A 12147-nucleotide genomic window follows, 5' to 3' on the forward strand; every position below is an offset into this window, starting at 1 on the left:
GGCCCGACCGCCCGCCACAATGGGGCGGTGCGGTATCTCATCCTCGGCACCACCGAGGCCCTCCGGCCCGACGGCAGCCCGCTTCCCCTCGGTGGGGCCCGGCTGCGCGCGCTGCTCGCCGCGCTCGCGCTGCGCGGCGGACGGGCCGTGTCCGCCGGCGAGCTCGCCGACGACGTGTACGGGGACGATCCGCCGCAGGACGCACCCGCCGCCCTCCAGGCCCTCGTCGGCCGGCTCCGGCGGATCCTCGGCCGGGAGGCCGTCGACTCCACCCCCGGCCCCGGGTACCGGCTCGCCGCCGGCCCCGACGACATCGACCTGTACGTGTTCCAGCGCCGGGTCAGGGACGGCGCCGCCCGCCTCGACGCCGGCGACCCCGACACCGCCGCCGCCCTCCTCCGCGAGGCCCTCGGCCTCTTCCGGGGCCCCGCCCTCGCCGATCTGCCCGACCCGGCGGGCGTCCGGCCCGAGGCGCAGCGGCTCGCGGCGCTCCGCCAGCGCGTCGAGGCCGATCTGCGCCGGGGCGCCACCGACGGACTCGTACCGGAGCTGACCGAGCTCATCACCACGCACCCGTACGACGAGGCCTTCCACGCCCAGCTCATCCGTGCCCTGCGGGCCGAGGGCCGGCACGCCGACGCCCTCACCGCGTACGAGTCGGCCCGCCGCACCCTCGCGGACGCCCTCGGCGCCGACCCCGGCCCCGAACTCACCGCCCTCCACCGGGAACTCCTCGCCGGAGCCGTCCCGCCCCCGCCCGTACGCGCCCCCGAGCCGCCCGCCGCCGAGGCCGGCAACATCCGGCCGCGCCTCACCTCCTTCGTCGGGCGCGAGCCCGAACTCGCCGCGCTCGACGCCGACCTGACCCGCTCCCGGCTCGTGACGCTCACCGGGCCCGGCGGTTCCGGCAAGACGCGGCTCGCCGAGGAGGCCGCGCTCCGGGCCGTCGGCCCCGCCGCCTGGATCGCCGAACTCGCCCCGCTCGACGAGCCCGACGCCCTCCCCGGCGCCGTCCTCTCCGCCCTCCGCCTCCGCGAGATCAACCTCACCCGCGACGGCGTCCCGCTCCAGGACGACCCCACCGCCCACCTCGTCGAGCACCTGGCCCGCCGCCCGCTGCTCCTGGTCCTCGACAACTGCGAGCACGTCATCGACGCGGCCGCCGCCCTCGCCGAGACCCTCCTCACCCACTGCCCGGACCTGCGCATCCTCGCCACCAGCCGGGAACCCCTCGGCGTCCCCGGCGAGTCGGTCCGCCCCGTCGAGCCCCTCCCGCCCGACCCCGCCCACCGCCTCTTCGCCGAGCGGGCCCGCACCGTGCGCCCCTCCTTCGACCTCGCCCGGGACGGCGGCGAGGCCGTCGACGAGATCTGCCGCCGCCTCGACGGCCTGCCGCTCGCCATCGAACTGGCCGCCGCCCGGCTGCGCCTCCTCACCCCGCGCCAGATAGCCGACCGCCTCGACGACCGGTTCCTCCTGCTCACCTCCGGCTCGCGGACCGTCCTGCCCCGCCAGCAGACCCTCCGCGCCGTCGTCGACTGGTCCTGGGACCTCCTCGACCCGGCCGAGCGTGCACTGCTCCGCCAGGTGTCGGTCTTCGCCGGAGGCTGGGACCTGGCCGCCGCCGAGGCCCTCTCCCCGGGCGCCGCCGACGCCCTCGGGGCCCTGGTCGACAAGTCCCTCGTCGTCGCCACCCCCACCGAGGGCGGCGAGATGCGCTACCGGCTCCTGGAGACCATCCACGAGTACGCGACCGAGCGCGCCGCCGAGGACCCCGAGCTGCTCGCCGCCGCCGAGGCCGCCCACACCGCCCATTTCACGGACCTGGCCGAGACCGCCGAGCCCCGGCTCCGCTCGGCCGAGCAGCTCCCCTGGATCGACCGGCTCGAGCGCGACCTCGACAACATCCGCGCCGCCCTCCACCGCACCCTCGTCACGGCTCCCGACGAGGCCGCCGCCCTCCGGCTCGTCTTCGCCATGGGCTGGTTCTGGTGGCTGCGGAACTACCGCCCCGAGGGCCTGGTCTGGGTCGAGCGCGCGCTCGCCCTGGGCGAGGACCCGTCCGACCCCGCCGACCCACGCCACTGGCCCCGCATGCACCTGCGCATGCTGCACTTCTTCCTCGCGGTGGAGAGCAGCACGATGGGCGACTTCAAGGAACCGGAGACCCTCGCGCTCGTCAAGCGCGTGCGCGACGCGTTCGGCGAGGAGCCCGGCCCCGAGTCGGCCCGCTTCCCCGGCCTGCTCTGGCCGTTCACAGCGGTCCTCACCGAGGAACCGGCCGTGATCCGCGCCCTCCTCGACACCGCCGTCGAGACCTGCCGCCGCCACGGCGGCGACTGGGAGCTCGGCGTCAGCCTCATGTTCCGCACGCACATGATCGTCGACATGCCCGGCGGCATGCCCGGCGTCGACGAGGCCCTGGCCGAACTCCGCGACCTGGCCCGCCGCGTCGGCGACCGCTGGATGGGGGCCCAGATCGCGAGCGCGGCGGGCGAGTCGTACACGATGCGCGGCCGGCACGCGGAGGCGGGCGAGGCGTACGAGGAGGCCCTGAGGCTCGCCCGCGAGGTCGGCGCCCACGCCGAGGCCCCGTTCCTCCTCGCCCGCCTCGCCGAACTGTCCTACCGCACCGGCGACCTGGAGACCGCCGAGCAGACCCTCGAAGAGGCCGCACGGGAGGCCGATCGGTACCACGTACGGGACAGCCAGACGTACGTCTGCTTCCTCCGTGCAGCCTTCGCCCTCCATCGCCGCGACATCACGGAGGCCCGCGCCCAGCTGGAGGAGGCCGGCCGGACGGTCGCGCTCGGCACCCCGCCGCCGCACTTCGAGGCTGCCGTGAGGGGAATCGCCGCCCGTGTCGAGGCGTACGAGGGCAGGGGCGCGGCCGCCGTCGCCACGGCCGTCTCCGCACTCGGCACGGCGCGGGACGCGCAGTGCGCGGACTTCATCACCAACAGCCTGGCGGAGGGGCTCGCCATCGCCCTGGCCGAGGCGGGCGAGGCCGAGCTCGCCGTACGGGTCATGGCCGCCGCCGACCACTGGCGCCGGGACATGCCCCGTTCGGTCCCGGAGCTGAGGGACAGCGAGTCCGTGACCGCCCTGGGGCTCGCCGAGCTCGGTGCGTCGGGCCTGGAAGCCGCCCGCGCCGCCGGTTCCGGGCTCGGTCTCGACGAGGTCCTCGCCCTCGCCGAGCCCGTCGCCGCGCGGGCGGACGCGACCGTCAGGAGCAGCTGATCCGGGACTCCGCCCAGTCGGCGACCGCGGCCCGGCCGAACGGCGTGTGGTCCTCCACCACGAGCCGGATCGTGGAGAGCCCGGTGAGGTCGACCTGCACGGGGAGCGGCGGGTCGCCCGCCCGGACGACCTGGGAGCGCCAGAGCCGACGCCCGTCCCCGTAGACGGAGAAGCGGACGCCGCCGACGCCGAGCTGGGCGCTCAGGTCGTCGATGCCGACGGTCGCCTCGTACCGCGTGCACTGCCGGTTCAGGTCGATGAGCAGCGAGGACGGCGCGTGGACGCTGACCCCGTGCGCGTACGTGGTGCCGTTGATGGCCACGTTGTTCCGCTGCCACATCCAGCTGCTGTCCGAGAGGGACACCTCGGGCTTGGTGCCGTCGCCGAAGACCCCGTACTGCAGCTCGTTGACCTGGTAGACGGACGGCGGCGCGGGCTTGGGCTTCGGCTTGGGGGACGGCGTGGGCGTCGGCTTCGGCTTCGGCGTGGGCTTGGGCGTCGGTTTCGGGGCGGGCGGAGGCGTCGGCCTGGGCGTGGGCTTCGGCGTCGCCTTCGGGCTCGGCTTCGGGGGAGGCGGCGGCGTGGGCGCCGGAGGCTCGGAGGCGACGGGCGGTGCCGGCGGCGCGGGCTTCGGCTTCGGGGACGGCGGAGCGGGCTCCGGCGCGATCGGGGTGACGACAGGCTGGGCGGGCTTGGGCGCGGCCACGGGCTGCTGCGGGTCCCCGGCCATGGCCCAGACGAGCCCGGCGGCCGCGGCGACCGCCACGGCCGCCGCGATGCCGGCCTTCGCGGGCGCGCCGAGCCCCTCGGCGGCGGCACCGCCCGAGGCGGCGCCGCCGGAGGACCCGGTGGCGGCGGCCGCCGCGCCCGCACCGGCCGCGGCGGCGGTGCCGCCGGCGACGACACCGGCGGCCTTGAGCGAGTACCCGGCGGCGAACCAGCCGATGACGGCGACCGGCAGGAGCGCGGGGATCCCGGCGTTCACATGGGCCAGCTCACCGGCGGCGAGCCGGCACTTGGCGCATTCGTCCAGGTGCTTGCGCAGGCCGCGCTCGGCCCGCATCCGCAGCCCGCCGCGCGCGTAGGCGCCGAGCCGGTCCGCGTAGCGGGCGCAGTCGCCGCCGGCGGTCAGGGACTGGCTGACGTGCGCCTGGAGGTAGGCCTGCTTGAGGCCCTCGCGGGCCCGGCTGGCGAGCACGGCGGTGGCGTTGGCGGTCAGTCCGAAGAGCGGGGCGACCTCGCTCGGGGACTCCTCCTCGACGGTGGTGTGCCACAGCACGGCCTGCCAGCGCTCGGGCAGCGAGCGGAAGGCCTGCATGGCGAGGGACTGCTCGGCCTCGTGCATCGCGCGGACGTCGGCACCGAGGTCCATGGTGTCCTGGTCGGAGACCTCGGAGGAGCGGGCCGCGTCGGCGGCGAAGACGGCGAAGTCCTCGACGAGGTGCTCGCGCTTCTGGGTCCTGGCCCAGTTGGCGGCGACCCGCCGGACGGTGGTCATGAGGTAGGCGCGCACGGCCTGTTCGGGCCCGGCGCCGCCACGCACGGCCTGGAGGGTGCGGGCGAAGACCTCGGCGGTGAGGTCGTCGGCGGTGTGCGCGTCGCGGCAGCAGGTCCTGGCGTACCGGCGGACGGCGTCGGAGTGGCGGCGGAACAGCTCCTCGTACGCGGTGCCGTCGCCGTCCCGCATGAGCTGGACGAGCTCGGCGTCGGAGGGCGGCAGCTCGCGCGGCGGCGGGAGCACGGTGTCGGGCTCGTCGGCCTCGGAGTCACCGCCGGCGCCCCCGCTCTCGGAGGCGTCGAACTCGACGGTCCCACCCGAGGCAGCGCCACCCGCCACGGCCCCACCTGCGTCGGCTCCACCCGCGACAGCACCCGCGTCCGCGGGTCTCGCGCCGGCGGGCTTGCCCTCGCGCTGCTGCGGCACGCTCGCGTCGAGCGGCTCGGCGTGCGGCACGGCCGACGCTCCCGGCGCCCCGGGCGCTCCCGACGAGCCCCCCGGTCCGCCCTGGCTCGGCACCTGCCGGGAAGGAAGGTCCCCGGCCTCCGCGCCGCCGCCGCTGCCCAGCGGATCGTCCCGACTGTCACCGCTCATCGCGGAAGCCCCCGTACGCACGCTCGGACCGAATACCGGCCAAGCGTGCCACAGAGCGCGGGCATGCCGAAGCGCCGCGTCCACTTACCACTCGTCCGGGGCGAGTTCATGTATCCGGGCGTAACCGCTCACACGTTCGTGCGAAGCTCATTGGTCCGCCCGGACCACGAGGAACACCTGCCCCGGTGACAACAGCCGGACAGGTCCTACCGGGAGCGCAGGCCCTCGAGAAGGATGTCGAGGAGCCTCGCCGAGGCCGCCGCCTGCTGCACGGCGTCCGGCAGGGCCGGCGCGGCGGTGGCGATGACGAGGAGGACGTCCGCCACGGTCACGTCCGTCCGCAGCTCACCCGCCTCACGCGCCCGGTCGACCAGCCGGCCCACGACCTCCAGGAGCTCCGAGGCCCCCGCGTCGTCCCGCTCGTCGGCGGGCACCTGGCGCGGCGCGACCACACGGGCGTCGCCCGGCTCGGCGACACCCCGCTGGTACGGCACCCGGGTCGCGTCGTCCGCGACGAGCGGCGCACCGGACTCGTCCACACCCACGCGCAACACCTGCGGCGGCAGGAGACGACCCGCACCCGAAGCGACCGAGGTCCGCAGGAACCGGGAGAGCGCCGACCACGGCTCCTCCTCCTGGCCCAGCGCGGCCCGCGCCTGCTCGGTCAGCCGGGAGGTCTCCTCCTCGGCTATTCGCCGCACCAGCACGTCCTTGCTGGGGAAGCGGCGGTAGACGGTGCCGACGCCGACGCGGGCGCGGCGTGCCACGTCCTCCATCGGAGCGCCGTAGCCGAGCTCGCCGAACACCTCACGGGCGGCCCGGAGCACGTGCTCCAGATTGCGCTGGGCGTCCACCCTCAGCGGTGCGGACCTGCCGCCCGCCACCGTGCCATTGCGCGGCTCGGCCGTCCCCGGGGCGTGCCCGTCGACGACGGTCGCCGTCCCGGCGCCCGACTGCCACCGCGAATCCTGAATCTGCATAAGCGTTCCCCCGCTCATGATGTCTCCCCCCGGAGACTCCCCGCCCTGACACGGGGCCTCCGGCGGACGAGCGCTTCGGTCCACGCGCGCTCGGATCCGACACCCCGATGAAGTACGAACATAGTTGAGTCGGGGTCAATTCAGAAGGGGGAGTTCCGTACGGTGCGCCCCCCGATCGGAGCAAGGCCCGGAAGACTCCCGATTCCGACCCCTCCCCGAACCGGCCCCACCGACCCTGACCTGCACCGATTCCGTCACGCGCGCACCACGCGCCACCCCGCGCCTCCGTACCCCTCCGGTCACACAATTTGCCGAGCCTGTGGACAAACCACGGACGGGGGTGCGTCATGGGACAGTGACCGAACCTGCGCGCATTCTCGTGGTCGGCGGTGGCTACGTCGGCATGTACACCGCGCTGCGCCTCCAGCGGCAGCTCAGTGCGGAGCTCAGAGCCGGCACCGCCGAGATCGTGGTGGTCACCCCCGAGCCGTACATGACGTACCAGCCGTTCCTCCCGGAGGCCGCGGCCGGCTCCATCTCCCCGCGCCACGTCGTCGTGCCGCTGCGCCGGGTCCTCGACCGCTGCCGCGTCGTCATCGGCGAGGTCCGCTCCGTCGACCACGCCAAGCGCACCGCGACCCTCATCACCCTCGCCACCGAGGAGGAGGGCACCGGCAGCGTCGAGATGACGTACGACGAGCTGGTCATCGCGCCCGGCTCGGTCTCCCGCACCCTCCCGGTCCCCGGTCTGGCCGACCACGGCATCGGCTTCAAGACCGTCGAGGAGGCCATCGGCCTGCGCAACCACGTCATCGAGCAGATGGACATCGCCTCCTCCACCCGCGACCCCGCGATCCGAGACGCCGCCCTCACCTTCGTCTTCGTCGGCGGCGGCTACGCGGGCGTGGAGGCCCTCGCGGAGCTGGAGGACATGGCCCGCTACACCGCGCGGTACTACCACAACGTCAAGCCCGAGGACCTGCGCTGGGTCCTCGTCGAGGCCTCCGACCGGATCCTCCCCGAGGTCGGCGAGGACATGGGCCGGTACGCGATCCGCGAGCTGCGCGGCCGGAACATCGACGTGCGCCTGGAGACCCGCCTGGAGTCCTGCGAGGACCGGGTCGCCGTCCTCAGCGACGGCACCCGCCTGCCCACCCGTACGGTCGTCTGGACCGCCGGCGTGAAGCCCGCGCCGGTCCTCGCCGCCACCGACCTGCCGCTGAACGAGCGCGGAAGGCTCCGCTGCACCGCGCAGCTCGCCGTCGACGGCGCCGAGCACGCCTGGGCGGCCGGCGACGCCGCCGCCGTCCCCGACGTGACGTCGGAGGAACCCGGCAAGGAGTGCGCGCCCAACGCCCAGCACGCCGTCCGCCAGGCCAAGGTCCTCGCCGAGAACGTCGCGGCCTCCCTGCGCGGGCAGCCGCTCAAGGAGTACGCGTACGCGTACGTGGGTTCCGTCGCCTCCCTCGGCCTGCACAAGGGAGTCGCCCACGTCTACGGACGCAAGCTCAAGGGATATCCGGCCTGGTTCATGCACCGCGCCTATCACCTCAGCCGGGTCCCGACCTTCAACCGCAAGGCCAGGGTCCTCGCCGAATGGACCTTGTCCGGCCTGTTCAAACGGGAGATCGTCTCCCTCGGCTCCCTGGAACACCCCAGGGCCGAGTTCGAACTCGCCGCGGCACCACCGCCCGCCGACGGCGACAAGCCGCGGTCCTGACATCACTGTCAGTGCACTCGTCCACACTGGACGTGTGACCATAGGTGGGCTCACACCTGCACAGCGTGACTCTGCACGGCACCGACACCACGAGGCATAGAGATCCGTGAACTTCACCCGTTGGAGCGCCCGGCTCCCCGGCACGCAGCGCCGCGCGGCGCGGGGGACCGAAGGCTCCGTGCCCGCCGCCCGCGGTGAGTACGGTCAGCAGTTGGAGCAGCTCACCGACAGCGCCGCCGAGGCCGCGGACATCCCCGCCCTGGAGGACTTCTCCGCACGGGAGCTGCTCGGCCGCCTCCCCGGCCTCGTCGCCCTCGTGTACGGCCCGGAGCACCGCATCGCGTACGTGAACGACGCGTACGCCGCCGCGTTCGGCCCGCGCGCCGCCGGCGCCACCGTCGCCGACACCTGCCCGGAGGCCGAGGAGCTGGGCCTGCTGCCCCTCATGGACCAGGTGCTGCGCAGCGGCAAGCCCCGCACGGTCAAGTCCCGCAAGACCAAGGACGGCGGCTCGTACACGGTCACGTGCCTGCCCGTCGACAGCCCCCGCCTCGACGGCGGCGGCGTCCTCGTCCACGCAGCCGACGTCACCGACCACGCCGAGGCCGCCGAGCGGCTCCGGGCCAGCGAGCGCAGGCACCGCGAGACCGCCGTCACCCTCCAGCGGTCCCTGCTCCCGCAGGAGCTGGAGCAGCCCGACGACCTGCGGATCGCCGCCACCTACCAGCCGGGCGTCGCGGACGCGGCCGTCGGTGGCGACTGGTACGACGTGATCACCCTCGGCGCGGGCCGCACCGCGCTCGTCATCGGCGACGTCATGGGCCGCGGCGTGCGCGCCGCCGCCGTCATGGGCCAGCTCCGCACCGCCGTCCGGGCCTACGCGCGCCTGGACCTGCCCCCGCACGAGGTCCTCCAGCTCCTCGACGGCCTCGCCGCCGAGATCGACGCCAGCCAGATCGCCACCTGTGTGTACGCGATCCACGACCCCAACGAGGGCAAGCTGGTGTACGCCTCCGCCGGCCACCTCCCGATCCTCGTACGGGACGAGGACGGCACCGTCCGGCGCGCCGAGGACCCGACCGGCCCACCCCTGGGCACCGGCGGCTGGCTGCACGCCTCGGGCTCCATCGCCCTGCCGCCCGGCTCCACCGCCGTCCTCTACACGGACGGTCTCGTCGAGCGCCGCCGCGAGGACATCGACGAGGGCGTCGAGGCCCTGGCCCGCGCCCTGGCCGGCGCCGCCGGCACCCCGCAGGTGGTCTGCGACCGGCTGCTGCGGGCCCTCGGGGTGACCGCCGAGCACGACGACGACGTCGCCGTCCTGGTGGTCCAGCACCCCTCCCGCAAGGGCGCGGACGCCGAGCTCTTCCACAACGCCGCCCTGGAGCTGCTCGGCGGCGTGGAGGCGGCCCCCCGCGCGCGTGCGTTCGCCTCCGGGGTCCTGTCGTCCTGGCGGTTCCCGGTCGAGCTGCGCGACCTGGGCGTCCTCGCCACCAGCGAGCTCGTGGCGAACTCCCTCCAGCACGGCACTCCGCCCATGCGCCTGCGCCTGAGACGTACCGACCGGCGCCTGATCATCGAGGTCACGGACGGCGACGACCATCTGCCGCGCCGCCGCAGGGCGGAAACGGAGGACGAGGCGGGTCGCGGTATCTCGATCATCGCGACGATCGCCTCGTCCTGGGGAAGCCGCCGCACGCCCGGCGGCGGCAAAGCGGTGTGGTGCGAGTTCGCCCTGCCGGACTGACCCGGTCTAGGCGGCAGCGGTCTCGCTCTCGCGGGCCGGCTCGTGCCGAGCGACCACCTTCGACGGCTTGACCGCCAGCGAAGGCTGGTCCTGCTCGGGGGTGAGCTGCCGGCCGAGCCGGACCGCCAGGAACGTGATCCCGAGCGAGAAGAGCACGAAGGTCACGATGTACGGCCCGTGCAGCGCGGCCCCCATGGGCCCGCCCACGGCCGGACCGACGGCCAGCGCCAGCTGCTTCACCAGGGCGAAGGCCGAGTTGTACGACCCGACCATCGACTCCGGCGCCAGATCGGCCACCAGCGGGGCCACGGTCGGCGACAGCATCGCCTCACCGAGCCCGAAGAGGGCGTACGTGGAGACGAAGGCTGCCGTCGCCATGGCCTGGCTGCCGTGCCCGAGGCCCGCGTACCCGGCGACCATCCAGGCCACGGCCCAGATCAGACCCACGGCCGCGATCACCCGGGTCCGCTTCCGGCGCTCGACGAACCGCAGCACCACGAACTGGGCGAGCACGATCACCGCGGTGTTCGCGGCGAGGGCGATCCCGAGCGTCGACGGCTGGATGCCGGCGGCCTCCGTGCCGTACGCCGCGAGACCCGACTCGAACTGCCCGTAGCAGGCGAAGAACAGCACGAAGCCGAGGACGCACAGCTGCACCATCGCCTTGTGCCCGAGCAGCGCCCGGAGACCGCCGCCCTTGGCGCCCTCGGACGGGCGGGTGCTCTGCAGCGCGGGGGAGCCCGGCATCCGGACGGTCCCGACGACCGCGGCGAGCACCAGGAACATCGCCGCCTCGATCGAGAACAGCAGGATGAAGCTGCCCGGCCGGCTCGTGTCGACGAGCAGACCGCCGATCAGACCACCGATACCGAGCCCCAGGTTCTGCAGGAAGAACTGCATCGCGAAGGCCCGCGTGCGGCCGGCGGGCTCCGAGCACCAGACGATCATCGTGGCGAGGGCCGGCTGGAGCACGGCCGTACCGGCACCGAGCAGCGCCGCGGCCCCCACGGCCGCCGGAACGCTGGACGCGAAGCCCATCGCCACGGCGCCCACGGCCGCGAGGACCGAGGCCACCAGGAGGACGGGCACGGGCCCGCGCCGGTCGATGGCCCGCCCGCTGAAGGGCAGCACCACCAGTGCGGCCATGGCGAAGACGGCCAGCACGATTCCCGCCGTCGCCGCGCCCAGATCCCGCACCTGCGCCACGTACACATAGAGGTACGGGACGGTGAAGCCGAGTCCGAACGCGCTCAGCGCGCTGCCTGCCTGGATGCGGCGCATCGCTGCGCCCCTCGCCTTGGTCACACTCACCCACTTCGGTCGCGGGTTCAGATCTGTACGTCTGAACCCTGAAGACTTCAACGCTAAAGTTAACGTCTTAACAGTACACACTGAAGGACTTCAACGCCAACCAAGCCCGTGGGATACTCGCCGCATGTCCGACACCGCTCCCCAGGAGCCGAGCCTCGACGAGCAGATCGCCGCGTATCAGCGCGAGTACCGCGACCTCGACCCGCAGGTGGAGAAGGTCGTCTCCGCCCTCGGCCGGCTGAACCGCCGGATGAACGTGGCGTACGGCCGCCAGCTCTCCGACCTCGGCATCAGCAACGCGGAGTGGGAGGTCCTCAAGACCCTCGTGCTCGCCGGCGCTCCCTACCGCCTAGGCCCCGGCGAGCTGGCCAAGCGCCTCGGCCTCACCCCGGCCGCGATGACCCACCGCATCGACCGCATGGCGGGCGAGGGCCTGGTCACCCGCGACCGGGACGAGAACAACCGGGTCCGCGTGATCGTCGAGCTGACGGACGAAGGCCGTACGAAGTGGCTGGAGGCCATGCGCATGGCCACCGACTTCGAGGAGGAGCTCCTCCAGGACCTGAGCTCGGAGGAGAGGGGCGTCCTGGGCGACGCACTGATCCGCCTGCTCCGCCGCGTGGAGCTCACCCAGCCGGACGCCGGCGGCCGACTGACGGACCTCGACTGACGCACCGGGCGGGGGTTGACACGCCCCTGCTGGATGCGTAGTGTTCTCCGAGTTGTCACGGAGCCGGAACGGTTCTTCGACAACCACTCCCGCCGCAGATGCGGCACCTCTTACTCAGTACGGACTCCCCACCGGGACGAATTTCGGCATGCCGAAATTCATTTCGAAAGACTCGATTATGAGTCGCCGGGGAAACCCGCTAGAGTTTGAGACGTCGGAACGGCCCAACAGTCGGAAAGACAAACCCCCTGACTGGGAATCAGACGCCGAAAGGATCTGATAGAGTCGGAACCGCCGGAAGGGCCCGGAGCGAAAGCGAAAGGGACCGGAAAGCACCGAGGAAATCGGATCGGAAAGATCTGATAGAGTCGGAAACGAAGGAAGCGC

At 73.8% G+C, this 12147-nt stretch carries 7 protein-coding genes; 4 read left to right on the forward strand and 3 right to left on the reverse strand.

Features of this window, described 5'->3' with window-relative positions:
* Positions 1-27: 27 nt before the first annotated feature.
* Positions 28-3240, forward strand: a complete 3213-nt coding sequence (locus ACFYX3_RS17445; RefSeq protein ID WP_389013910.1) for an ATP-binding protein — start codon at positions 28-30, stop codon at positions 3238-3240.
* Here ACFYX3_RS17445 and ACFYX3_RS17450 read toward each other — a convergent pair.
* Positions 3227-5332, reverse strand: a complete 2106-nt coding sequence (locus tag ACFYX3_RS17450) for a sigma-70 family RNA polymerase sigma factor (protein WP_389013913.1) — start codon at positions 5330-5332, stop codon at positions 3227-3229. The genes ACFYX3_RS17445 and ACFYX3_RS17450 overlap by 14 nt on opposite strands.
* A 206-nt stretch (positions 5333-5538) precedes the next feature.
* A complete protein-coding gene (locus ACFYX3_RS17455) occupies positions 5539-6312 on the reverse strand; it encodes a TetR/AcrR family transcriptional regulator (RefSeq protein ID WP_389013916.1) in 774 nt (257 codons plus the stop codon).
* 355 nt (positions 6313-6667) lie between these two features.
* On the opposite strand from ACFYX3_RS17455, the gene ACFYX3_RS17460 reads away from it, so the two are divergent.
* Together ACFYX3_RS17460 and ACFYX3_RS17465 are read left to right on the forward strand one after the other, a co-directional pair.
* Positions 6668-8032, forward strand: coding sequence for an NAD(P)/FAD-dependent oxidoreductase (locus tag ACFYX3_RS17460; RefSeq protein WP_389013919.1), 1365 nt, complete (start codon positions 6668-6670; stop codon positions 8030-8032).
* 106 nt (positions 8033-8138) lie between these two features.
* On the forward strand, positions 8139-9779 hold the full coding sequence (locus ACFYX3_RS17465) for a SpoIIE family protein phosphatase (RefSeq protein WP_389013922.1): 1641 nt from the start codon (positions 8139-8141) through the stop codon (positions 9777-9779).
* Positions 9780-9785: 6 nt separating this feature from the next.
* On the opposite strand, the gene ACFYX3_RS17470 is transcribed toward ACFYX3_RS17465, so the two are convergent.
* Positions 9786-11060: an MFS transporter gene (locus tag ACFYX3_RS17470; protein WP_382655671.1), complete on the reverse strand. Its 1275-nt coding sequence runs from the start codon at positions 11058-11060 to the stop codon at positions 9786-9788.
* Between the two features lie 154 nt (positions 11061-11214).
* On the opposite strand from ACFYX3_RS17470, the gene ACFYX3_RS17475 reads away from it, so the two are divergent.
* A complete protein-coding gene (locus ACFYX3_RS17475) occupies positions 11215-11760 on the forward strand; it encodes a MarR family winged helix-turn-helix transcriptional regulator (protein WP_376591797.1) in 546 nt (181 codons plus the stop codon).
* Positions 11761-12147: the final 387 nt, after the last annotated feature.

Source organism: Streptomyces sp. NPDC002463 (assembly GCF_042889835.1).
Lineage (GTDB): Bacteria > Actinomycetota > Actinomycetes > Streptomycetales > Streptomycetaceae > Streptomyces > Streptomyces nymphaeiformis.